This is a genomic window from Microbacterium sp. zg-Y625, assembly GCF_030246925.1.
GTDB lineage: Bacteria > Actinomycetota > Actinomycetes > Actinomycetales > Microbacteriaceae > Microbacterium > Microbacterium jiangjiandongii.
The window spans coordinates 144971-168560 of sequence record NZ_CP126740.1 but is presented as its reverse complement, the minus strand read 5'-3'; the positions used below and the strand labels follow the sequence as shown (position 1 = coordinate 168560).

Sequence of the window (23590 nt, the reverse complement as noted above, 5' to 3'; positions counted from 1 at the left end):
TCCTTGTTCGTCACGGGCTACCAGGTCGTCGCCTTGGGTTGGCTGGCGGCCGGGATGCCGTTGAGCTGCACTTGCACGGTGTGGCCGGGGTTGCCATACCAGCACTGGATCTGGGTCGTCGTGCCCGCGCCGATGTGCACCGGGCCGTCCCAGTCGTTGAACTTGCGGCCGTTGCCGAGACAGCTGTAGGTGTAGCTGCCGGCCGGGAAGTCGCGTTCGGTGGTGACCGACAGGTAGTAGCAGGCGGTGTTGCATCCCGACTTGTACGCGCCCTTCACCGTCTGCGCCCCGTTCTGGGGCGCGGGGCGTGGCGCGGTGGACGCCTGCGCCGACGCTTCGCCGCTGACCTGCCCCTCGGTGTCGACGGCGCGGACGCGGATGGAGTGGGTCTGGTCGTAGTCGTTGCCCACGCGGCGACTGCCGTTGCCCTCGACACCCTCCCAGCCGCCGCCGTTCACGCTGATCTGCACCGTGACGTCGCGGCCGTTGAGAGCGGGCTTCGACCACGACAGCACCACCGACGTGCCGTCGCGCTGCGCGTTGACGCCCGGCACGTTGGGCTGTCCGAACGGCACGACCTGGTTGGATGCCGGCGATCCCGGACCTGCGTAGTTCTGCCCGTCCATGTTGTTCACCGCACGGATGGCGACCGTGTATCCGGTGCCGTTGGCCACGCCGGCGATGGTGCCGCGGATGGTGTCGCCCCTCTCGAGGCCGGCCCAGTTGCCGCTCCAGCCGCCGCCGTTGAGCGAGTACTCGTAGTTCAGCTCGCCCGGGTTCGCGCCGTTGCCGGCGCCGGCCGGTGCGGTGACCGTGATGGAGCGGTCGCCCGGTGCGGCGCTGACCGCTCCGGGGGCTCCGGGCGGGGTGAACGCGCGTCGCGGGGCCGAGGCGGCGCTGAACGCCCCCTGACCGGCCTTGTTGGTCGCCGCGACCGTGAAGGTGTAGTCCGTCGTCGAGGCATCCACGTTCACCGCCTGCGACGTCTGCCCGCCGGGGACGGTGATCGTGTTGACCACCGTGCCGCCGCGCAGCACCCGCAGCGTGTAGGCGCTGATCGCCGCGCCGTTGCCCGAGGGCTGGCCCCACGTCACGCGCAGCTGGGCCTGGTTCCCCACCGGCGACAGGCGCTCGGTCGAGGGGGCGCCGGGGGCGGCGGGGGGACCTGCGGGAATCTCGCTCGGCGACCAGCTGCTCCAGCTCGACGGCTCCGGCGCGCGGTTCACCGCGCGCACACGCACCTGGTAGGCGGTGCCGTTCTCCAGGCCCTCCCAGCGCAGCGCGTTGCCGGTCACCCCGGTCTTCTGCGTCGCACCCGACGGCGGCGCAGGCGAGATCTCCAGGTCGAACGACTGCACGGGCGAACCCGGGGTCGACGGCGTCGTCCACGACACGTCCAGCGCACGGTCGCCGAAGCGCAGTGCCGGCGGCTGCGGCGTGTCGGGACGCGCGTCGGGACGGGCGGTGGCCGAGGGAGCCGACGGGTCGGAGGTGCCCACCCGGTTGGTCGCGGTCACCGTGAAGTTGTATTCGACGTTGTTGGTCAGCCCGTCCAGCGTGCACGTCGTCGACGCGCAGGTCTTGGTGTAGTCGCCTGCCGTGGAGGTGACGGTGTACGAGGTGATCTCGGCGCCGTTGTTCATGGGCGACGACCACGACAGCACCACCGTGCGGTCCTGCACGCTCGAGACGGTGGGCGTGCCCGGAACGTCGGGCCGCCCCTGCACCGTGAGCCGGATGCGACCGTCGACGAGGCGGTCGGGGTCCTCCGTGGCATCCTGCACGCGATAGCGCACCACGAGGCTCCCGACGAAATCGTCGGCGGGCGTGACCTCGACGCGCCCATCGCCGAGCACCCGCGGCTGCCCCTGCGTCTGGCCCACCTCGAGCTGCGCGTCGAGGACGGTCAGGGGCTCGTTCGGGAAGGGGCTCTGATCGTTGGCGAGCACGTCGATCGTCTGCGTCACCCCCTGGTGCGCCTCAGCGAGCACGTCCTCGGTGGTCACCGCCAGCGGGCGGGTGGATGCCGTGACGGTCGCGGTGACCGTCGCCGTCACCGGGTCGCTGTCGCCGTCGGTGACGGAGACGTCGATGTTCGCGGACGTGCCCTTGCGGGTCGAGGTCTCGGTCGAGACGCTCAGCGTGCCGTCCGAGACCGAGGCGCTGAAACCGCTGGGAACCTGGCCGACCAGGGCGAACCGCAGGTTCGGCACGTCCTCTTCGTTGGGGTCGGCGGCGAGGCCCCGCAGATCCAGCGTCGTGGCCTCTTCACCGGGCGACACGGTGATCGACGCCCCCGAGAGCGTCGGCGGCTCGTTGTCGGGCGGCAGCACCGTCACGGGGAGCGTGAGCGTCGCGACCCGCCCCTCGGGGTCGTCGGGGCCGGTGCCGTCGGTGACCTCGAAGGTGATCGCGTCGGCGCCGTGATAGCCGTCGGCCGAGGTGTAGACGAGGGTCTCGGCATCCTTCACGAGACCAGCGCCGTTGGAGTGCACGGCCGACACCTTCGCCGCCTCGGTGACGATCGCCCGCCCACCCCCGGCGACCACGACGTGATCGGCGAGGGGGATCTCCACCGTCTCGCCGCTGACGACCTCGATGCCGCCGGTGGCGCGCAGCGACGGGCGCAGGTCGGCGACGCCGGGCACGTGGATGAAGGCCGAGGCCGTCAGCCCGTCGACGTCGGTGACGTCGTAGCGCACGATGCGCGCCGCATCGGCGATGGGAACCCGCACGACGCCCGCCGAGCGCACCTCGACCTCGGCGTCGTCGGTCGTGATCTCGAGGTCGTCGCGCACGCCGTCGGGATCTTCGTCGTTGAGCAGCACCTCGACGTCGACGCTCGGGTTGGCGCCCACGTCGGCGATCGTCACGCGGTCATCGCGCGCGATGGGCGGTTGCAGCGGCACCTCGGGGTCGACCGTCACCACCAGCGAGCCGACGGCCGACGCACCCTGGGCATCGCGGATCGTGTAGGTGAGGGTCTTCGTGCCCGGCTCCTCGGCACTGGAGACGACGACACGGTCGCCCTTGACCTCTGCGACGATGCCCTCGGGAACTTCCAGCCCCGACCCGACCAGGGTGAGCCGGTCGCCCTCGGGATCGGAGTCGTTGACCATGACCGGCACCGCCACGGTGCGGTCGGGACGCATCAGCACGACGTCCTTCACCGCGAACGGCGCCTGGTTCACGCCGGTGCCTGGCGCAATGCCGACGCGCACGGTCGCCGTCGCCGAGAGGCCGAGGCGGTCCTGCACGACATAGGTGAATTCGTCGGTGCCCGCGGCGTCGGCGAACGCCTCATAGCGCAGGAAGTTCTCGCCGATCTCGGTGATGCGCCCCTTGGCGGGCGCCGAGGCCGACCCGACGATCTGCACCGAGTCGCCGTCGGGATCGATGCCCTCCAGCGGAATCGGGATCTTCACTTCGGCGCCGCTGAGCACCCGCGCGGTCAGGTCGCGCGGCCGCGGGGCCTGGTTGTTCTCGACGTCCACGTCGAGGATCTGGATCGTGACGTACCCGGCATCCTTCTGTCCGAGGGAGTCCGCGATCTCGTACGTGACGTACACCGTCTTCGCCTCCGGCCCGGCGCGGAAGCGCAGGGCGTCCTCCGAGACGAACGCGTCGCCGTCGGCCGGGGCCGGGAGCGGCTCGACGAGGTCGGGCAGCAGCGTGATGAGGTCGCCGCTCGGGTGGTAGTCGTTGTCGAGCACGGGGATGCTGACGACGTCACCGGCCCGCACGACCACCGTGTCGTCGGCGGCCACCGGCGGCCGCAGCTGGGCGGGTGCGGGGATCGGAATCACCACGACGTCGCCCTGGGCCGAGTGGGCGCCGTTGGAGATCTGGTACTGGATCGTGACCGGCTGCGACAGACCGGACTGGTCGGTCACCAGCAGGTAGCGGTGGTCGATGACGGCGACCGAGACGCGTGCATCGGGGGGAACGGTCACCGACTGCACGACGAGGATGCCGCCTGCCGGGTCGGAGTCGTTGGCGAGCACGTCGATGCGCACGTCCTTGCCCGAGGGCAGCAACGCGACGTCACGCACCGCGATGGGCTTCTCGTCCGGGTCGGCGGCGGCCAGCACGTCGACGCGCACGAGCCCGATGACCGTCTGCGGACCGTCGGTGGCGAGGTACTGCACGTAGTACGCGCCGGGGGTGGACGAGACGAATGAGAAGGTGCCGGCGTTGTAGTCCGGCGAGAGCTGGGCACCGGCCACCTCGGTGACGCGGGCGAGCCGCAGCGGCGCGCCGCTGGGCGAGACGTCGTTGTCGAGCGGCGAGATCGTCGTCTTCTCGCCCGCGCGCACCACGACGTGGTCCGGCGACGTGATCGGCTTCGTCGAGCCCACCGGACGCACATCCACCTGCACGACGCCGACGGTGTCCTCCTGCCCGTCGGAGACCGTGAGGGTGACCTCGCGGCGCCCCTGCACCGAGCCGATGGCGCGGAAGGTGATCTCGCCCGCGGAGGTGAAGTCCACCTCGTCGCCGCCGTCGGTCGTGGCCGAGCGCAGGAACATGTCGTCGCCGTCGGGGTCGATCCAGTCCAGCAGCGTGTCGTAGGTGACCTGGCCGCCCTGCTCGACGACGACCACCGGGACCGTGCGCTGCAGCGGCGCCTGGTTGACCGACCACGGGCGCACCTCGAGCGACACGGTCGCCTGGTCGGTGCCGCCGGGCCGGCCGTCGTTCACCTCGTACGTGAAGGTGTCGCTGCCGGTGGCGTCCTCGGGCACGGTGACCTGCAGGGCGCGCCCACCGTAGATGGGCGAGAGCTCGCCCACCGAGACCCCGCCCTGCGCGGTGGCGGTGAGGACGTCGCCGTCGGGGTCGTTGTCGTTGTCGAGCACGGGCAGCACCGTGGTGCGGCCCGGACGCACGCCGAAGTCGTCGTCCTCGGCCACCGGCGGGTGGTTCACCTCGGTGCGCTCGGGGAGCGAGGTCTCCTCCGACACCTCGGTGGAGGTCTGCTCGGTCTCGTCGCCGCCTTCGGGCGGGATGATGTCGTCCCAGTTGTCGATGAGTTCGAGCGACTCGGTCACCGTCCAGGCCGAGCCCGTGGCGACGTCGTTGAGCACGACCACGTCGCGGTTCACGCGGAAGACGGCGGTGGCATCCGGGCTCATGCCGGGGATGTCGGCGACGAGGTCGTCGCGGTCCTGCGGGCAGTCGCGGACGAACCGCGCCGAGGCGCCCCACGCGCCGTACACGCACCCCTTCAGCGACACGGGTGCGGCCGGGGCCCCGGGGGCGCCGGCGTCGGTTTCGGCGACCGGACCCTCGCCGAGGGGCACGGTGACCAGGCTGCCGGCGGTGGCGTAGCTGACGTGCTGGGCGTAGGACGACGGATGCTGCAGCACCGCCTCATCGACGTCGTCGAGGTCCCGCAGGCCCAGCCCCTGCACCCACAGCCGCGCGTCGGTGAGGTTCAGCACCACCGGCGTGGCGCCGGCGACGGTGATCGCCAGCTCGTCGCCCTCGTCGAGGCCCTCGATCTCTTCGCTGGAGGACTCCGGCGTCTCCTGTCCGAGCCGCACGGTGGTCACCGTGCCCTGCTCGGGGGAGGCGACGTAGACCGTGCCGTCGGTGCCGGTGGCCGACACGGCACCCTCGCCGAACTCGGCGACGGGGTCGTTGGTGGGCGCGATCGCCTGCAGACCCGACGCCGGCGCCATCCACAGGGCGCCGTCCTGAGGCTCGAGCACCGAGACGGTGCCGGAGCCGACGCCGACGGTGGCGCCGGCGGGGATGTCGATGTCGCCCACGGTGGCGACGGTGGCCACGTCGACGGGGGCGAGGGTGGCGTTGGTCTCGTCGACGACGAGCACGGTACGGCCGTCCTGCACGATGTCGTAGGTCTCGGAGACGGTGCGCAGGCCCGCGTCGAGCACCTGCGAGGCGTCGTTGTAGCGGCCGACGAGGTAGCTGTCCTGTTTGGTGATCCAGACGGAGCCGTCGTTCAGCTCGACGTCGGTGGTCGGGAAGCCCTCGTACAGGAAGGCCATGGTGGTGATCGCGACGGCCGAGACCGTGATGACGCTTGCCGACGCGAGCGTGCGCGGACGCGCACGCAGCCACGCAAAGGACCTCACGGAAACAGCCCCCTCGTGTGATCGGCGGTGTGCGTGGCGTCAGGTCCGACCAGGGGTCGGCGCCTCGTCCACCCTAGTGGGCGGGCGCGTCTGCTCGCGGTGGGGAGAACTCCCCATGCGGTGGGGTGCGCTCGGGCGGCAGGGTCACGCCCGCCAGCACCCCACGACGTGGTCGTCGACCATGCCCGCCGACTGCATCAGCGCGTACATCGTCGTCGGGCCGACGAACCGGAACCCGCGGCGGCGCAGCTCCTTCGAGAGGGCGACGGACTCGGGGGTGGTGGCCGGAACCTCGGCGAAGGTGGACGGCCGGGGGTGCTGCTGCGGCGCGAACGACCACATCAGGGCGTCGAGCTCGCCCGGCGCCATCTCTGCGACGAGGCGGGCATTGCCGATGACGGCGAGGATCTTCGCGCGATTGCGGATGATGCCGGCATCCGCCAGGAGGCGCTCGACGTCGGCGTCGTCGAAGGATGCCACGGCGACGGGCTCGAACCCGGCGAACACCTCACGGAAGCGCGGGCGCTTGCGCAGGATCGTGATCCACGACAGGCCCGCCTGGAAGCCCTCGAGACTCATCTTCTCGAACAGGGCCCGGTCGCCGTGCAGCGGCCGGCCCCACTCCTCGTCGTGGTAGCGGACGTACTCGGGGTCGTCGCCGGCCCACGCGCAGCGGGCGACGCCGTCGGCGCCGAGGCGGGTGTCGGGGTTCACCTCGCCACCCTATGGCCCTGTCCGTGCCACGGCTGCCCGGCCGGTCGCCTGTGCGGCCGGGGTCTGTGCGGCCGGGGTCTGTGCGGCCGGGGTCGGGCGCTCGCCTGGGGCGCGGCATCCCCCTACCCCACGCTCACCTGTCGCAAAGTGCGGCTGCGCGGGACGCTATCCCGCCATTTGCGACAGGCGAGGCCGGCGGCGCGGACTACTTCTTCTTGCGCAGCGACTTCTCCGAGACCGGTGCGTTGCCCGACGCGGCGAGCGCGGCGTAGTACCCGCGTGCCTCTTCCTGCCGCTCGTGCTCAGCACCCGACGCGATGGGCGCGCGCAGGTGCTCGGGCTCGAAGCCGAAGGCGTCGACGAGGTCCTGCGCGTGCGGGCGCAGCCGGGCGCACAGGCGGTCGATGTACCGCGACACCGAGGCGGCGCGCTGGGTCGACAGCCGACCGTGGATGAGGTGCCAGGCGAGGTGCTTCTCGATGAGCGACAGTCCGAACAGGTCACGCAGCCACGTGAGCACCTGGCGGGTGCCGTCGTCGGCGGCGCGGTTCACGCCGTCGGTGAAGGCCTCCCACTGCAGCAGCTCCGCGTGGGCGCGGGCGGCCTCGATGAGCTCGGACTGGTTCTCGTTGAAGAGCGCCGCGGCGTCGGCCGGCGACATCTTCGCCGCGGGGCGCAGCCGTCCGGCGATGTCGGCGACCATCTGCTGCACCCGGTGCGACAGCAGGTCGTGCTGCTGGTCGGCACGCAGCCCCAGCTCGACCGAGCGGGCGGTGGAGCCGAAGTCGGTGACGGTCTGGCCGAGCCGGCGCAGGCCCGCGCCGTGGAAGACCTTGCCCGCGGTCTGCCCGACGGCGAACCGGGCGAGCTTGGCGGCATCCGCGCCTTTGAACTGCTTCGCGAAGTCGCTCAGCAGGCGCTTGCCCACCAGCTGGAGCAGCACGGTGTTGTCGCCCTCGAAGGTCGCGTAGATGTCGAGGTCGGCGCGCAGGCCGACGAGCCGGTTCTCGGCGAGGAAGCCGGCTCCGCCGCACGCCTCCCGGCACTCCTGGATCGTGTCCAGTGCGTTCCACGTCGACATCGACTTCAGTGCCGCCGCGAGCGTCTCGAGGTCCTCGCGCTCCTCGGAGGTGTCCTTGCGTCCGCTGAAGACGCCGTCGAACTTCTTGATCAGCTCGTCGCCGGCGAAATGCTGCGCGTACACCTGCGCCAGGCGCGGCAGCAGGCGACGCTGGTGCTGGGCGTAGTCCAGCAGCACGACCTCGTCGGTGCCGCTGCCGCTGTCGAACTGACGACGCTGGTTGGCGTAGGTGACGGCGATCGTGAGGGCGGCGGCGGTGGCGTTGGTCGCGGCACCTTCGATGCACACCCGGCCCTGCACGAGCGCGCCGAGCATCGTGAAGAAGCGGCGTCCCGGGCTCGCGATCTCGCTCGAATAGGTGCCGTCCGGGGCGATGTCGCCGTAGCGGTTGAGCAGGTTGGTGCGCGGAATGCGCACCTGGTCGAAGTGCAGGCGACCGTTGTCGATGCCGTTGAGCCCGCCCTTGACCCCGTCGTCCTCGCCGCCGACGCCCGGCAGGAAGTCGCCCTTCTCATCGCGCAGCGGCACGAAGAAGCAATGCACGCCGTAGTTGACGCCGCCGCTGATCAGCTGCGCGAAGACGGTCGCGGCCCGCCCATGCAGGGCCGCGTTGCCGAGGTAGTCCTTCCAGGCGCCCCGGAACGGGGTGTGGATGACGAACTCCTCGGTGTCGCGGTCGTAGGTGGCGGTCGTGCCGACCGCGGCGACGTCGGAGCCGTGTCCGGTCTCCGTCATCGCGAAGGCGCCGGGAAGTTCGAGGGTCATCACATCGCGCAGCCACTTGTCGTGGTGGGGCTTCGTGCCGAGGTGATGGATCGCCGAGCCGAAGAGGCCCCACTGCACGCCCGCCTTGACCTGCAGGCTCGGGTCGGCGAGCACCAGCTCCAGGTACGCGGCGACGTTGGCGCCGTTGTCGTCGAGGCCGCCGTACTCCTTGGGGTAGGCGCGGCGGGAACCGTCGTGGCGCACGACGATGCGCATCTGCTCGAGCACGCGCTCGCGGTGCTCGGCCATCGACAGACCGGTGACCTGCCAGAGGTCGGGGTTCTTGACCATCTCGCGCGCCGTGCGACGGGTGTCGGCCCAGGTGCCCAGCAGCAGGTCGGTGACCTGCGGGATGTCGATGCGCGCCTCGTGCGCCTCGGCGGCGGTGTGCGCGGCGGTCGGCGCGCCGCCGGCGGGGGTGCGCTTGCTGGTGGCGGGCTTGTGCGGACGGACGGCAGCGTCGGTCATGATGCACCCTTCGGCGAGGTGAGGACGGAGTGGTACGACCGTAGGTGTCCCACAACAACCCCTCAAGCCGTTTGGACAGTCTCCACACCGGCATCCGCCGCCGTGCCGCCCCTTCGTTGTGCCGATCCCACACCCTCGCTCGCGAGTGAGTATTCGCGGTGCCGAGTGAGTATTGAGGCCGCCGAGTGAGTATTGAGGCCGCCGAGTGAGTATTCGCGGTGCCGAGTGAGTACTCGCGGTGTCGAGCGCCGCGACCCGTGCGCGCGCAACGGCGCCAAAGGGCCCGAATGCCAGCGGCGAATACTCACTCGCGAGCGCGAATACTCACTCGCGAGCGCGAATACTCACTCGCGCGCCCGAATACTCACTCGCGAGCGCGGGGTCAGTGCGGGGCCGGCGGCGCGAATGCCAGCTGCGCCGAGACCAGCCCGTGCTCGCGGCTGACGATCTGGGCCCGCCCCGGCGCGGCGCGCACCGGCTTCACCCGTCCGATCAGCGCACCCTCCTCGGGGTTTCCCCCCAGCAGGATGCCGGTGACGCCGAGGTCCGTGAACCGCTGGATGATCGGGTCGTAGGCGGCGCGGCTGGCGCCTCCGGTGCGCCGGGTGAGGATGACGTGGAGCCCCACGTCGGCGGCCTGCGCGAGCAGCGGCTGCAGCACCGCGAGCGGATTGCCCTGGCTCGTCGCGACGAGGTCGTAGTCGTCGACGATGATGAACCCGTCGGCGCCCTTCCACCAGCTGCGCTCGCGCAGCTGCTCGGGGGTGACGTCGGGCCCGGGGATGCGATTGCCGAAGTACTGGGCAAGATCGTTCATGCCGCCCGTCGCCAGCTCATGGGACGTGAGATACGCGCCGAGGTACTCGGCCGGGATCTCGCCGAGGAGCGCCCGACGATAGTCGACCACGAAGATCTTCGCCTCTTCCGGACGGTAGACCCGGGTGATCTCCTGGACGATGCCGCGGAGGAAGGCGGACTTGCCCATGCCGGAATCGCCGTAGAGGAACAGGTGCGACTCCACGCGCGGGTCGATCCCGAATGCCGACAGCTGCGCCTCTTCGATGCCCAGCAGCAGCCGGCGGTCCTCGGGGGCGGCCAGCCCACGCAGTTCGTCGAGCGGCAGCATGTCGGGAAGCAGCCGCAGCTTCGGCCCGGGCTGACCCCGCCACGCCGCCGACACCCGCGCGATCATGTCCTGAACCCCCTCGGAGAGGGTGGCCGCATCCGGCGAACCGTCGATGCGCGGGATCGCGCCGAGCATCTGGAGCTTGGCCGAGCTGAGCCCGCGACCAGGCTGGCCGACGGGCACGTTCGCGGCCTGCTTGCGGTCGACGTCGGAGTCGGTCGGGTCGCCCTGACGCAGCTCGAGCCGCGTCTGGATGAGGTCCTTGAGGCTGGCCCTGATCTCGAGCCACCGGTTGGCCGTGATGACCACGTGCACACCGAAGCTGAGTCCCCGTGCGGCGATGGTCTGAATGCGGGCCTCGAGCGGCTCGTACTCGCCGCGCACCGTGGCCCATCCGTCCACGACGAGGAACACGTCGCCGAAGCCGTCGTCCACGGTGCCGGCACGCCGACGGCTGCGGTAGGTCTCGACGGAGTCGATCCCGTGACGGCGGAAGTACTGCTCGCGGGCGTCGACGATCGACTCGATCTCGGCGACCGTGCGCCGCACGGCCTCGGGCTCGGTGCGCGTGGCCACGCCGGAGACATGGGGATGCTGCTGCATGGCCGTGAAGCTGCCGCCGCCGAAGTCCAGCACGTAGAACTGCAGCTCCTGTGGTGTGCCCGTCAGCGCGAGCGCCGAGACCAGGGTGCGCGCGAGGGTGGACTTTCCGCTCAGCGGCGATCCCACGATCGCGACGTGACCGGCGGCGCCGCCCAGCCCGACGACGAGACGGTCGCGGCGCTGCTCGAGCGGCACGTCGACCATGCCGAGCGGAACGGTGAGAATGCCGGCGGCGCGCCATGCCGGAGAGATGAGACCCAGCTGCGGGTCTTCCACGAGATCGGGCATGAGCTCGTCGAGCGAGGCGGGGTCGGTCAGCGGCGGCAGCCACACCTGATGCGCGGCGGGGCCGTGGCCCTGCATCCGCTCCACCGCGATCTGGAACGTCGAACGCTCCTCGACCTCGGGGGCGACCGGGGCGGGTGAAGCCGCGGCCGGGGCGTCCTGGGGCGTCTCGATCGGCTGCGCGGCGGCGGTGAAGACCTCGATGAGCGCGGGTCCGTCGACGCCCGACGTCGTCTCATCGATGACGTGGGACGGGTCGGTCTTGGGCTTGCCCGACACGTACGCGGCACGGAACTGGACGAGCGTCTCGGTGTCGCTCTTGAGGAAGCCCACGCCCGGCTCCTGCGGCAGCGTGTAGGCGTCGGGCGTGCCGATGATCGTGCGCGACTCGGCGGCCGAGAAGGTGCGCAAGCCGATGCGGTACGACAGGTACGTGTCGAGCCCGCGGAGCTTGCCCTCTTCGAGGCGCTGCGAGGCCAGCAGCAGGTGCACATACAGCGAGCGGCCCACACGGCCGATGTTGAGGAAGCTCTCGACGAACTCCGGCTTGGCCGACAGCAGTTCGGAGAACTCGTCCACGACGACCAGCAGGGCCGGCAGCGGCGCCAGATCGGTGCGTCCGCCTCGGCGCGCCTTCTCGTACTCACCGACGTTCGCGAAGTTGCCCGCCGCGCGCAGCAGCTCCTGCCGTCGGGTGATCTCCCCCTGCAGTGCGTCCTGGAACCGGTCGACGAGCGCCAGCTCGCTGCCGAGGTTCGTGATGACGGCCGAGACGTGCGGCATGCTCGCCATGCCGGCGAACGTCGCGCCGCCCTTGAAGTCGACGAGGACGAAGTTCAGCTGCTCGGGGGAATGGGTCATCGCGAGGGCCAGCACGAGCGTGCGCAGCACCTCGGACTTGCCCGACCCGGTGGCTCCGACCATGATCCCGTGCGGCCCGGATCCCTGCTGCGCGGCTTCCTTGATGTCGAGCACCAGCGGGGCGCCCGACGTGTCCTGGCCGATGGGCACGCGCAGCCGATCGCGTTCGAGACGGCCCGACCACGCGCGGTCGAAGTCGATCGCGCGGACGTCGGGCAGTGCGAGCAGCTCGGTCAGCTCACGCTGGCCTTGGGCGACAGGAGCGTCCTCGACCCGCGTCGGTCGGGCCCGCAGCGGCATGAGGCGGCGAGCCGTGGCCTCTGCCTCGGCGATCGACATGGCATCCGGGGTGAACAGTTCCGTGCCGCGCGTGAGGTCGATGAACTCGGCACGCGGGGGTGGGGCGGATGCCGCGGCGCGCCCGCGCCCGCGTCCTGAACCTCCCGCGACCCGCGAGGGCGCGGCATCCGCGAGGGCGACGCGAGCGGTGGACGGGTGCGTCAGTTCGCCCCACCGCTGCGGGAGGTCGATGACCGTGACCCCCTGCATCCCCTCGCCTCCCACGATGGGGTCTCCGGCCCGCGACTCGACGCCGTCGAGCACCAGCAGCACGTGCGGGGTCAGCCCTTCGCCCGCCCCGAAGCGGGGACGGTCCCGCAACTGCGTCGGCAGCACGTCCTCGAGCTCGTCCAGCGACGACGCGATCATCCGAGCCGGGCCGAGACGGTCCTCGACACGCGGCGACATCACGTGCGGCAGCCACTTCGCCCACTCCCAGTGCGGCGCCTGTCGCTCGCCGGCGACGATCGCCACGATCAGGTCTTCGGGGTCGTGCAGCGTCGCGGCCCCGGCGACGAGCGCCCGCGCGAGCGCGCGGATCGCTTCTTCGTCAGGTCCGACGATCTCCAGCCGCGCGTAGTCGGCCAAGACGACGCCGAGCGGGATGTCGCGCTGGATCTCGTGGGTCAGCATGAAGCGGTGCGCGGCAGAGGCGGCGACGGGATCCAGCTGCGCGAGGGGCGGCAGCTCCGGCGCCGCCAGGGCGATGCTCAGGGGCTGATCCGACGTCCCGATGCGGGTGAGGAGGAAGGTCGGGTCACCGGGCTCGCGCTCCCACACGCGGGATCGCTCCTCGGCGATGAAGGGCAGCGCCGACGGCGCGGGGGTGATCCACCCGCCGTGCCGGCGCTGCTTGCGCGCCGCCACCCGGACCGTCTCACGCAGGTCGGCCAGGTACGCCAGGTACTCGCGGCGGTTGCCGAGCACCTGCGCGGTGCGCTGCGCGCGCTGCCGCCAGCCGTTGACGGCAACGAACCCCAGCGACGACAGCAGGAACATGCCGCCGATGAGGAATCCGGTCGGCCCGGCGTTGCTGATCGTCACCATGACGATCGCCCCGACGCTGCCGAGCATCGGCAGCAGTGAGGTGAGGATGCCGCTGCCACCCTCGCTCGGAACCAGCTCCGGCGGCGGCTGCAGCACGATGCGACCGTTGGGCAGGCTGGGCGGTGCCAGGCGGGGTCCCTTGCTCACGCGGAGGTTCCGATCAGTCGGCTGACGGTGAAGATGCGTTCGCCCACGCGCACGCGCGTGCCCTCGTCCAGCGGCGTCCGCACGCCGGGCGCGAGAGGACGCCCGGCGCCCTCCTCATCGACGAGTTCCGACCCGTTGGTCGAGCCGGCGTCGGTGACCCACGCCGTCTCGCCGTCATGCTCCAGACGCAGGTGCATCTTCGAGACCATGCGGTCGGGATCCTCGACGGCGAGGACCGCGTCGCCGGGGTCGGTGGGCGCCGGCGCGCGACCGAGGTTGACCGCCGCCGGCAGGGCGAACTGCGCACGCTGTCCGGTGTCGAACACGAGCAGCACCTGCGCGTTGCGCAGCGGCCGACGCGGAGCCACGTCCGCAGGGAGGGCGAGTGCCGGCGCCGCGGCCGCACTCGGCGCTGCAGGCGCGGCCGGGGGAAGGAATTCCCCCCACATCCCGGCAGCGGGAACCTCCGCGCCCGCCGCCGGCGCCACCGGCCGCGCGGCGGCCCCGGCGGAGCGACCGAGCACCGTGGGCGCGTCGAGGGTGGCGGCCGGCCCCGGGGCGCGCCGGTCCGGCAACGCGACGACCACCGTCTCAGAAGCTTTGTCGTGCCACGACCGACGACGACCGGTGCGGTCCCAGGCCGCCGAGGCCACGACGACCCAGGCGCCGGCCAGGAGCACCAACGACGACAGCAGCAGCAGCAGGCCACGCACGAACGTGCGACCGGCGCCGGGCGAGAACGGTGCGTCCTCGCGTGCGACGCGCAGGCGCAGCATCGCGACTCCGGGCGTCGCCCCCGTCCGGGCCTCGAGGATCCAGAGCCCCAGCAGCGCCTCGGCGCCGAGCGCGAGCCCCAGCACCGGTGAACCGAGGAGCATGCCCGTCGCCGTCACGCCGGCCACCAGGGCCGCGTCGATCGAGAAGGCGCCGAGACGGGCACCGACGGAGGCGGGCGCGCCGGCGAAGTGTGACAGCAGGCTCATGCGGCCATCATCCCCCGCAGCGCCTCGACGACACCGGCGGCGAGGAAGGCCGCCGGCAGCGAGAGCGCCACCGCCATCCACTCCAGCCGGTCGCCGGCACGCGACCACGCGAGCGAGCGCGAGCCGCGCCCCGCCGGGACGACGAGGAAGGCGCTCGCGGCACCGGCCGCCAGGGTGACGCCCGCCGCCAGTGCGAGCATGCCCGTGTCGGCCGACGGGATGAGGGCGATCAGCATCACCAGCACGATCGCCGCGGCCCCGAGCCGCGAGATCCAGCGCAGCGCGGGCGCTGTGGCCCGACGCGCCCCCAGGAGGAGAGCAATCACGACGGTCGCACCCAGCGCGATCCGACCGGCCAGCACGAGCGGATCGTCCGAGGGGAAGGAGGGGAGGGCAACGGGGGCGGATGCCACGCCCGCGACGACCAGCAGCAGGATGCCGGTCAGCAGACGCCCGGTGGAGCGCTGCACCAGGCTGCGCGCCTCGTCGTCGTCGATGGACAGCACCTCGTCGGGCACCTGCTGCCGAACGGTCCAGCGAGTGGTCTGGAAGCGTCCGTAATCGATGAAGGTCCCCGGCGGAACGTCGACCACCGCGGCCAGCAGCACCCGTTGCCCGACGGGGATCAGCCCGAGCGTCACCGCGGCGGGGGCCGCTGCATCCATGTGCCACAGGAGCGCCGCGCCCCATACCGCGGCGATGATGAGCAGCACCGTCATGGCGGTGCGACTCTCGGCACGCAGCGTGACGGAGGGCGTGGCGACGCCCATCAAGCCGGCGAGGGCAGCGGCGAACAGCGTCCCCGTGAAGACAGCCAGTACGCTCCCGGCGGCGGGCAGCGGCGGCACCAGCGCCGCTCCGGCAGCGAAACCCAGAGCGAGCGACCCGACGATCGGCGCCAGCGGCGCGCGTCGCCCGCGAGGAGCACGCACCGCGAACACCGTCCCCGCCAGCACGGCGGCCACCGCCGCGCCCGTCCCCGCAAGAGCACGCACCGCGCTGAGGGCTCCGGTCTGAGTGAGGAGCACGACGGCGGCGAGCACGACGCCCAGTCCGCTGAGCACCCACCACGCAGACAGCGGACGATCCTCTGCCGACAGCGGGCGCGTCGCCCGTGCTCTCGCGCGACCTCGGTCGCGGACCGTTGCGATGTCGACGACCATCAGCACGGCGCCGTCTTCGAGGTCCGACATCCGCGTGTCCGGAGAGATCTCCCGCCCGGCCGCCTCGACGACGATTCCCCCACCCGCGCTGGTGGATGAGCCCACCGCGCGCACCGCGTCGTCCACCCGCGCGTGGATCGGCACGACGAGATCATGGCGCTGGGCGCCGTCGACGATCGCCACGCGTCGGCGCCGGACCGTCTCCCGCGTCACCCGCTCCCGCCTTCCCTGGCACTCAGCGCCCACGATCGAGGCATGCTCGGCCGTCCGGCGTCGCACCGCGACGGTGATCCCGTCAGCGGCGCGCCCCTCAACCCATCGAGCGAACATGAGGAGGCTCTCACTTGTCAATGGGGAGTTCTCATGCTGGCGCTCGACGGTGTCGTGCCCATAGGTTTCTCACTGGCGTTACCGATGTGAAGGGGTCGCCACCGCCGGCACGGTCTCCGCTGTCGACGGCAACACGCTCCGGCCTCGGCCGGGCCGACAAACAAGAGGGGGAGTCGTGGCAGATCTCATTGCCGCCGAAGAAGGCGCGCTCAAGCGGGGAGCCGTTGCGGTCAACACCGCGAAGTCCGGAATCGACGAGCAGGTGAAGAAGGTGCGCACCGAGCTGGACCAGGTGGCCGGCTTCTGGAGCGGCGCCGCCGCGAGCTCGTACACCCAGCTGCTGAACCGCTGGAACGACGAGACGACCAAGCTGAACCAGGTTCTCGTCACGCTCGAGGACGCATTGCGCGGCACGGAGCGCGACCAGGCGGCATCCGAAGAGTCGCACCAGCAGACCATCAACAACCTCGGGTCGATCCTCGGCTGACGCCGGGCTCCGTCGAAAGGAACCAGACATGTCATCCATCTCCGTTCGCCCCGAACAGGTCATCGCCCTCGCCGGTCAGATCCGCAACGGCGCTTCCGGCATCCGCTCGCGCCTCGATGAGCTCGAGTCCGAGGTCGGTTCGCTCCGCGCCAAGTGGGACGGCGAGGCTCAGGTCGCCTACGACCAGGCTCAGGCGCAGTGGAACCAGTCGCTCACGCGCCTGAACGACCTCCTGCAGCAGATCGCCGGCAAGACCGAGGAGATCGCTCAGGGGTACGTTTCGACCGACAAGTCGGCCGCCGGGCGCTTCGCCTGACATCCTCGAGGACCGGCGGCGACACGTCGCCGGTCCTCGGCACGGCACACTCGGGTGCCGACTCCATGCGCGCCGATCAGGGCGCGCCTCTGTGATTTCCGAGGGGGGATTTCGATGGGCCATGTGATCGATCTCGACGCAGGCGGGGATATCGCGGCGCACAACGCCAGCACCCTGCAGCAGGTGAGCGCGGAGCTGCCGCCGTCGTCCGCCATCGTCCAGGTGGATGGGAACCGCACCGAAGATGCTCCCGACCACTTCACGGCGCGACTCGAGACGCGGTCCCGGGCGATCGCCCAGCGGGTGGAGACCATCCGCAAGTTCGTCGCCGCGAACGCTGAGGCACTCAGCAACGCGGTGACGGCGCTGCGCGAATCCGACCAGATGAGCGCGTCCGCCGCCGATCAGACCGCCGCGCTCATCGATGACGTGGCGGCAGGCCACTCGCTGGGCGGCGCCGCCGCAGGTGCCGCCGCCGGTGGTGCCGCGGGTGCTGCCGCGGCCGCGGGGTCTGCCGCCGCAGCCGGATCTGCGGACGGCGCCAAGCAGGTTTTCGGCGGCTGAACGCCGCGGAGAAAAGGGATGCCGTGATGAGGGTACGAGCAGGAACGGGAGCGCTCGGGCGCGTGCGGCACGTGGCCGCCGCCGCCTTGGTCGGCGCACTCGTGGCGGCATCCCCCGCGGCTGCTGCCGGCGCCGCCTCGGCTCCCACGCACTGGTGGTGGGACACCTACGGGATCGACGCGCTCCATGAGCAGGGGTGGACGGGCGACGGTGTCCGGATCGCCGTCATGGACACGCAGATCAACCCGGACCTGCCCACCTTCGAAGGACGCGATCTGACCGTGGCCGAGGGCACGCTGTGCGAGGAGGGCGAGTCCGCCGTCAGCGGCGAGACGACCCGCGGCGCCGTGCACGGCACGACGGTGACCGCGATGCTGATCGGCACCGGGGAGGGGGCCGGCGCGGTGCGCGGCATCGTTCCGGACGCCGAGGTCACGTTCTACGGCCTGGGCGTCGCCGCCGCCGGCGACGGCTGCACGACGAGGGAGCGTCCCGACGAACTCAGCCCCTTCGGGCTCGCACTGCAGCGCGCCATCGACGACGGGGCGCAGATCTTCACGACCTCGGTCGGTTCGCCGCTGGAGAGCGAGGCCGGCGACGGCGCCGTGATCGCCGAAGCGATCGCGAAGGGCGTCGTGATCCTCAACTCCACGGCGAACCCCGGGTCCGGCCTCACGCAGAATTCCCTGGGGCTGATCAACGGCGTCCTCGCCGTCAGCGCGGTCGACAGCTCGGGTGAGCTGCAGACCGACGACGCCGGCCAGCCGTTCGCACTGCAGGAGACGCACGTCGTCGCGGCAGGGATGGCCCTTCCCTCCGTCGGCGTGACCGCAGGAGCCTGGGAGCAGAGCGGGTCCACATCGGGCTCTTCCCTGGCCACCCCCCTCGTCGCGGGCATGCTGGCCCTGTCGGCAGAGCAGCACCCGGAGGCGACGGGCAATCAGCTCGTGCAGGCGCTCCTCCACTCGACCAACGGCAGCATCCACGACCTCACCTATGAGCCCGAGGCGGGCTACGGCTACGGCGCGGCGTGGCCGGCTTCGCTGCTGCAGGACGACCCCACCCGCTATCCCGACGAGAACCCGCTGATGGATCGCCTCGGCGGCATCCCCACCCCCGCACAGGTCGAAGCCGCCCTGGCGAGCGGGTCCGGGGATCCGCAGGAGGACGCCACCCCCGCACCGGCGGACGAGGACGAGGATGCCGCGGCTGCGCCCGCACCGACCGACCCCCTCGGACCCGTCGCCATCGCCATCGCCGTGGGAGTGGTCGGCGTCATCGCTGCGGGGATCCTCACCGTTCTCATCGTCACCGCACGCAGGAAACGACTTCTTCAAGGAGGCACGCCATGACCGGAAAATGGGAGAAGGGTCTGCGCAATCTCGGCGAAGGCGGGGACCCGTGGGATGTGCCCGCGCGGCGCGAGCTGATCGCACGCCTGGAGCAGCTCGTCTTCGTGCTGGAGAAGGTGGCCAGCGAGCCCGGTCTGACCGGAGAATCGGGCACGGCCGCCAGCGAGAGCTTCGCCGTGGCGAGCAAGGACATCGCGAAGCAGATCACCTACCTGCAGGAGGACCTCCGTACGGCTCTGACCGAGGCGAACGCTCAGCGCGCGGACGCTCGCGAGCGGCTCGCCAGTCTCGGGACGGGTCGCCTCAGCCCCCTGCAGGAAGCCGCTGTCCGCGGGGCGGCTGCCGGGACCACCCTCGTCCTCGGGCCGTGGTCGATCCTCGCTGGGCAGGGCGCCGTCACGGCGCTGAACGGACTGTTGCAGGATCAGCGGGAGAAGGAAGCCGAGAAGCACTACAACGAGGTGAGCGCGGCGATCAGGTCGGTGGAGATCGCGCCGCCGCCGCGCCTCTCCTTCGGCGAGCTGGCGCCTGACCCAGACCCGGTGGAGCCTGTCGGCGGAGGCCGGATCCCGGTGGGTGGGGTGCCCGGCAGCCCCGGTATCCCCGGCGGCGGGGGCGGTGGCCCGTCTGCGCCGCAGCTGCCCGGCCCGGGCGGGACCGGCGAGCTGCCCGGACCCGGCGAGATCGGCGAGCTGCCCGGACCCGGCGAGATCGGCGAGCTGCCCGGGCCCGGCACCCCGCCGCCGGTGGGCGAGTGGCCGCCGTCCGAGCCGCCGGCGGTTCCTCTTCCCCACCCCGTCCCCGGTTCTCCCGGGCCCGAGATCGACCTCGGGCAGATACCGGACGTCGTGCCTACCCCGGACGGCCCGCCCGCCGGCGTCGGCACGCTTCCCGGCGGAACCGTTCCGCCGGGTGGCACCACCCTCCCGGGCGGTGGGTCGCTTCCCGGCGGCGGGTCGCTGCCCGGAGGTGCCGGCGGCGCGGGTGCCGGTCTCGGTGTCGGCATGGCCGCCGGCCTCGGTGGCGCGGCCGCGCTGGGGCGCCTGGGTGCGCCCGGGACCGCTGGCCTCGCCGGCGGTGCCGGCGGAGGACTCTCCGGGGGTCTTCTCGGCCGCGGCGGCGGCGCGGCGGCCCCGACGGGCGGTCTCGGGGTGCGCAGCGGATCCGGCATGGCCGCGGGCGGCGTCGGCGGCGCGGGCGCTCAGGCGGGGGCGCGCGGCGGCATGTCCGGAGCGGGTGTCGGCGGGCGCGGTGGCATCGGAGCGGCCGGTGGGCGCGGTATCGGCGGAGCCGGCGGCTCAGCCGGCGGCGGACGCGGTGGAGCCGGCGGCTCGGTCGGCATGGGCCCGGGCGGCACCGGCGGCGCGGGCGGCACGAACGGCGCGGCAGGCGGGCGCGGCGGGCGCGGCGGTGTGGCCGGCGGCGCGGGCACCGGCACGCGGGGCGAGCGCAAGGACGCCGTGGGCCGCGGATTGGGCGGGCCCATCGCGGAACACCTCGAGGACGACGAAGAGTTCGGACCTCGCTCGGAGAACGCCGGGGCGGGCGAGCGCGAATGAGCGGATACGCCCCACATCGGCCAGAGCCTGGAGAGGACGCAAAAGGATGACCGATCGCATCTCCGCCACAGAGGGCGCACTCGCCCGCGGCGCGAACGTGGTCGCCAGCGCCCATGTCGACATCCAGGACAGCATCGGCCGCGTGATCGCCGAGCTCGACGAACTCGGCGCGCACTGGTCCGGCGATGCCGCCGGCGCCTACAGACAACTCGTCGGCGAGTGGTCGGCGGGAGCGGTGAAGCTCAACGCGGTCCTTGTGCAGCTCACCCAGGCGCTGCGCGCGACCGACCAGGCGCAGCAGGCTCTCGAGCAGCAGCACCGGACGACCATCGGGGGCCTGGGCGCCCTGCTGGGAGGCGACTGACCATGGCGGATCTCCGTGTCACGCCCGCCGCGCTGCACGCAGCCGCGGCGCGCCTGCGCAACGAGAGCGCACACATCGATGCGGCCCTGCGCGGCATCGAGAGCGAAGCAGGAGCCCTCCGGGCGAACTGGGACGGAGCGGCGCAAGCCGCCTACGACGCGGCGCAGCTGCAGTGGAACGCGACGTTCGAGGCCATGAAGCAGACGCTTGCCAACATCGCGAATGCCACGGAAGGCATCGCAGACGACTACGTGGAGACCGACCGGCGGTCGGCGAAGCGGTTCAGCTAGGAGCACCGATGGGAAGCACACTCAGATTCGACCCTGCGTCGCTGCAGGCGACAGCGGCCAGGCTCGCGGAGGCGACGGCGGCCATTCAGGCGGAGCTGGACGCCCTCGAAGCCGAGGCCGAGACGCTCATCGACCGGTGGAGCGGCGAGGCCGCCAACGCCTACCGCTCTGCCCAGCAGCAGTGGCACGCGAGCCTGCGGAACATGAACTCCGTGCTGGGCTCTTCGTCGCGCGCCGCGGATGCGTCCGCCGCGCGCTACGCCGCGGCGCGTGCGAAGGTCGCGGAGCGCTGGGGATGAGCGCGGTGGATGAGGCTTCCCGACCCGATCTCCTCGAGCGGCTCGAGGCGTTCCGCGCCCGCGGCGCCCGACTGCAGGAGGATCTGACCGCGCGGCTCGCGGCGGTGCAGGCGCAGTTGGGGGATGCCATTCCCCCCAGCTCCGCGCACGCTCGGGTGACGCTGGACGGGCGCGGCTATCCCGTGGCTGTGGATCTCACCGACGACACCGGGGCGGCGACCCCCGATGAGGTGCGTACCGCCCTCACGACGGCGTTCCTCACCGCCCGCGCCGAGCGGCCGACCCTCCCGCCGGAGGCACTGGACCCGTTGATGGCGGTGCTGCACTCGGCGGCGGCCGATCCGCAGCATGCGGCCGACCGCATCGCCGACGCCGGCGACACGGTCTGGAACGACCTGGGACAGGCGGGCGTGACCGCCCTGTTCGGGGATGTGACCGCCGTCCACGCACGGGACGAGTGGATCCAGCGCAACCGTCCGGCCGACATCGCAGCAGAGGTTCTGACCCTCGCACAGCGGGCGGCGACGGCATCCGACCGGTTCGGTCGATTCACCGAGGAGGAGAACCGTGGCTGACGTGGATCCCGATGCCCTTCGCACCGACGCGAACGACTCGTGGCAGGTGTGGAGCGGCAAGCTGGCCGAGGCGAAGGGCAAGATCGACGAGCTGAACTATTCGCGTCCGGACTTCTCGCTGATCCCCGGGTCGGGCGAGGTGTATGCCGCGTTCGAAACCGCGACGACCACGCTGCGCGCATACATCGAAACAGGCGAGGAGATCTTCGAGGGCTTCGCCCGGGCGCTCCTGGACACGGCCATCATGTACATGGAAGCGGAAGGCGACGCGCAGAGCGAGATCGACGCGGTCGAACGAGAGCTGGAGACGCTGTGAGCTACGTCGACGACATCCGGGAGCGCAACGAGAGCCAGCTCGACCGCGCGATCGAGGCGATCGACGGGGCGGCATCCGCGGCACCGCCGCTCGTCCGCCAGGGCCTGCAGCAGTGGGTGGACCGACAGGGATTCGGTCTGGGAGTCCTCGTGCCGGACGGGTGGGTGGACGAAGCGGCGGATTACGTCATCGCCGCGGTCGACGAAGTGCTCGACTACTGCCGTGACTCCGTGGGCCTCATGCGCGAGGCCAACAGATACCTCGGCAGCCCCGACACACTCCGCGCGGTGGCCAGCGCGCTGGGAGAACTGGCGGCGAAGGCCGACGGCATCCAGATCACGAAGAGCACCATGCCGGGACTGGTGAGCTGGGACGACCCGCCTGCCAGCAACACCTACTCGTTCGCGATCGACGATCAAGAGGAGCCGCTCAACCGCGTGTCCTCCACCGCCAGCGCGATCGCCGGCGCCATCGACCAGCACGCGAACGACATCGAGAACTACTACATGCAGCTGGCGACCGCGATCATCGGTGCCGTGGTGACGATCATCGGCGTGGTCTCCGCCATCCTCGGGATCGTCGGAGCCCTGCCCACGGGTGGCCTGTCTCTCGTCGGATCGATCCTCGGGGCGGTCACCGCAGTCCTGGGCATCGCCACCACCGTGATCGGGATCGTGCAGATGGTCTTGGCCTCGACGCAGGGCACCCGGGCCAAGCTCGACGGTCTGCCTGGGGAGATCACCGAGTGGGAGGTGCCCGGGTTTGCCCAGGTCGCCTAAGCGCACGCTCGCCGTATCGGTCGCTGTCGGGCTCGCGCTGAGCGCCACGGCCTGCACGCCCGCCGAGCCCCCGCGTCCCGACCCCACGGAGGTCGTCGTCGAATACCTGGAGGCGATCGCGGCGGGCGACGCCTCGACGGCCCGCGAGCTCGACGCCGACGCCATCGGCGATCCGCAGCTGCCCGACGTCGACGCCGACACGTTGCGCACCGACGCCGTGCTCGCAGGGGCCCAGCGCATCGAGAATGTGACGGTCGACCCCGCCGATCAGACCACGGGCGATGAGGACACGCGCAACGTCTCGTTCCAGTACGAGCTGGCCGGAAAGCAGGAGCGGTCCGTGCTCAGCGTGATGTGGAACACCGAGGAGGGCGAATGGCAGCTGAGCAGCTCCCTCACCAGCGCACTGATGGTGTCCGCAGAAGTGAGCCGGATCGAGATGAAGTTCGTGTCGTTCGAGGTCCCGGGAGCCACCGTGACCCAGGTCGACGACCCGGAGGAATCGACGATGAGCTTCCTCGTCTACCCGGCGGTCTACTCCGTCACGGCAGACATCGACCCGGCCACGCTCGTCGACCCGACCGCCGGCGTCACGCAGCAGGTCGCCATCGACCTCGCCGTGCAACCGGCAGCATCCTTCCAGGTGACGCAGCTGCCGTGAATCCGTCGAGCGGTC

At 71.7% G+C, this 23590-nt stretch carries 18 protein-coding genes; 12 read left to right on the top strand and 6 right to left on the bottom strand.

Features of this window, described 5'->3' with window-relative positions; genetic code table 11:
* Positions 1 to 17: 17 nt before the first annotated feature.
* The 6 genes from QNO14_RS00770 to QNO14_RS00745 all read right to left on the bottom strand — a co-directional run bounded on the left by QNO14_RS00770 (position 18) and on the right by QNO14_RS00745 (position 15896).
* Entirely contained in the window at positions 18 to 6101 is a 6084-nt protein-coding gene (locus tag QNO14_RS00770; protein ID WP_257507079.1) for an Ig-like domain-containing protein, read from the bottom strand.
* Positions 6102 to 6245: 144 nt separating this feature from the next.
* Positions 6246 to 6815, bottom strand: a complete 570-nt coding sequence (locus QNO14_RS00765) for a DNA-3-methyladenine glycosylase I (RefSeq protein ID WP_257495354.1) — start codon at positions 6813 to 6815, stop codon at positions 6246 to 6248.
* A 205-nt stretch (positions 6816 to 7020) separates the two neighbouring features.
* Positions 7021 to 9129, bottom strand: coding sequence for an acyl-CoA dehydrogenase family protein (locus QNO14_RS00760; RefSeq protein ID WP_257507080.1), 2109 nt, complete (start codon positions 9127 to 9129; stop codon positions 7021 to 7023).
* Between the two features lie 382 nt (positions 9130 to 9511).
* Entirely contained in the window at positions 9512 to 13537 is a 4026-nt protein-coding gene (gene eccCa, locus QNO14_RS00755; RefSeq protein ID WP_257507081.1) for a type VII secretion protein EccCa, read from the bottom strand.
* Positions 13534 to 14520 (bottom strand): RDD family protein, encoded by a 987-nt coding sequence (locus QNO14_RS00750; RefSeq protein WP_257495351.1) that lies wholly within the window; start codon positions 14518 to 14520, stop codon positions 13534 to 13536. Before QNO14_RS00750 ends, eccCa begins: the two co-directional genes overlap by 4 nt.
* Complete coding sequence (locus QNO14_RS00745; RefSeq protein ID WP_257507082.1) at positions 14517 to 15896, bottom strand: hypothetical protein; 1380 nt, start codon at positions 15894 to 15896, stop codon at positions 14517 to 14519. Before QNO14_RS00745 ends, QNO14_RS00750 begins: the two co-directional genes overlap by 4 nt.
* 292 nt (positions 15897 to 16188) lie before the next feature.
* Between QNO14_RS00745 and QNO14_RS00740 the strand changes: the two genes are divergently transcribed.
* The 12 genes from QNO14_RS00740 to QNO14_RS00685 all read left to right on the top strand — a co-directional run bounded on the left by QNO14_RS00740 (position 16189) and on the right by QNO14_RS00685 (position 23575).
* Positions 16189 to 16500, top strand: a complete 312-nt coding sequence (locus QNO14_RS00740; RefSeq protein ID WP_257495349.1) for a WXG100 family type VII secretion target — start codon at positions 16189 to 16191, stop codon at positions 16498 to 16500.
* Positions 16501 to 16528: 28 nt separating this feature from the next.
* Positions 16529 to 16816 carry a WXG100 family type VII secretion target gene (locus tag QNO14_RS00735; RefSeq protein WP_257495348.1) on the top strand — a complete coding sequence of 96 codons (288 nt, stop codon included), beginning with the start codon at positions 16529 to 16531 and terminating at the stop codon, positions 16814 to 16816.
* 114 nt (positions 16817 to 16930) lie between these two features.
* Positions 16931 to 17380 carry a hypothetical protein gene (locus QNO14_RS00730; RefSeq protein WP_257507083.1) on the top strand — a complete coding sequence of 150 codons (450 nt, stop codon included), beginning with the start codon at positions 16931 to 16933 and terminating at the stop codon, positions 17378 to 17380.
* A gap of 26 nt (positions 17381 to 17406) precedes the next feature.
* Positions 17407 to 18732 (top strand): S8 family peptidase, encoded by a 1326-nt coding sequence (locus QNO14_RS00725; protein WP_257507084.1) that lies wholly within the window; start codon positions 17407 to 17409, stop codon positions 18730 to 18732.
* The gene (locus QNO14_RS00720; RefSeq protein WP_257507085.1) at positions 18729 to 20291 is read left to right on the top strand and encodes a hypothetical protein; all 1563 of its coding nucleotides are present in this window, start codon (positions 18729 to 18731) and stop codon (positions 20289 to 20291) included. The genes QNO14_RS00725 and QNO14_RS00720 overlap by 4 nt, the downstream gene beginning before the upstream one ends.
* Positions 20292 to 20337: 46 nt before the next feature.
* The gene (locus QNO14_RS00715; RefSeq protein ID WP_257507086.1) at positions 20338 to 20655 is read left to right on the top strand and encodes a WXG100 family type VII secretion target; all 318 of its coding nucleotides are present in this window, start codon (positions 20338 to 20340) and stop codon (positions 20653 to 20655) included.
* A gap of 2 nt (positions 20656 to 20657) precedes the next feature.
* Complete coding sequence (locus QNO14_RS00710; protein ID WP_257495343.1) at positions 20658 to 20945, top strand: WXG100 family type VII secretion target; 288 nt, start codon at positions 20658 to 20660, stop codon at positions 20943 to 20945.
* Positions 20946 to 20953: 8 nt separating this feature from the next.
* Positions 20954 to 21244, top strand: coding sequence for a WXG100 family type VII secretion target (locus QNO14_RS00705; RefSeq protein ID WP_257495342.1), 291 nt, complete (start codon positions 20954 to 20956; stop codon positions 21242 to 21244).
* Positions 21245 to 21249: 5 nt separating this feature from the next.
* Positions 21250 to 21819, top strand: a complete 570-nt coding sequence (locus QNO14_RS00700) for a hypothetical protein (protein WP_257507087.1) — start codon at positions 21250 to 21252, stop codon at positions 21817 to 21819.
* On the top strand, positions 21812 to 22135 hold the full coding sequence (locus QNO14_RS00695) for a hypothetical protein (RefSeq protein ID WP_257507088.1): 324 nt from the start codon (positions 21812 to 21814) through the stop codon (positions 22133 to 22135). Before QNO14_RS00700 ends, QNO14_RS00695 begins: the two co-directional genes overlap by 8 nt.
* The gene (locus QNO14_RS00690; protein ID WP_257495339.1) at positions 22132 to 22914 is read left to right on the top strand and encodes a hypothetical protein; all 783 of its coding nucleotides are present in this window, start codon (positions 22132 to 22134) and stop codon (positions 22912 to 22914) included. The genes QNO14_RS00695 and QNO14_RS00690 overlap by 4 nt, the downstream gene beginning before the upstream one ends.
* Complete coding sequence (locus tag QNO14_RS00685) at positions 22898 to 23575, top strand: hypothetical protein (protein ID WP_257507089.1); 678 nt, start codon at positions 22898 to 22900, stop codon at positions 23573 to 23575. The genes QNO14_RS00690 and QNO14_RS00685 overlap by 17 nt, the downstream gene beginning before the upstream one ends.
* The last annotated feature ends 15 nt before the right edge of the window (positions 23576 to 23590 follow it).

What these genes read in the sequence shown, in the direction of transcription:
- QNO14_RS00730 (WP_257507083.1), top strand. Translation starts at nt 16,931, where the DNA reads ATGGGCCATGTGATCGATCTCGACGCAGGCGGGGATATCGCGGCGCAC.
- QNO14_RS00760 (WP_257507080.1), bottom strand. Translation starts at nt 9,129, where the DNA reads ATGACCGACGCTGCCGTCCGTCCGCACAAGCCCGCCACCAGCAAGCGC.
- QNO14_RS00705 (WP_257495342.1), top strand. Translation starts at nt 20,954, where the DNA reads ATGGGAAGCACACTCAGATTCGACCCTGCGTCGCTGCAGGCGACAGCG.
- QNO14_RS00710 (WP_257495343.1), top strand. Translation starts at nt 20,658, where the DNA reads ATGGCGGATCTCCGTGTCACGCCCGCCGCGCTGCACGCAGCCGCGGCG.
- QNO14_RS00750 (WP_257495351.1), bottom strand. Translation starts at nt 14,520, where the DNA reads ATGAGCCTGCTGTCACACTTCGCCGGCGCGCCCGCCTCCGTCGGTGCC.
- QNO14_RS00725 (WP_257507084.1), top strand. Translation starts at nt 17,407, where the DNA reads ATGAGGGTACGAGCAGGAACGGGAGCGCTCGGGCGCGTGCGGCACGTG.
- QNO14_RS00715 (WP_257507086.1), top strand. Translation starts at nt 20,338, where the DNA reads ATGACCGATCGCATCTCCGCCACAGAGGGCGCACTCGCCCGCGGCGCG.
- QNO14_RS00735 (WP_257495348.1), top strand. Translation starts at nt 16,529, where the DNA reads ATGTCATCCATCTCCGTTCGCCCCGAACAGGTCATCGCCCTCGCCGGT.
- QNO14_RS00720 (WP_257507085.1), top strand. Translation starts at nt 18,729, where the DNA reads ATGACCGGAAAATGGGAGAAGGGTCTGCGCAATCTCGGCGAAGGCGGG.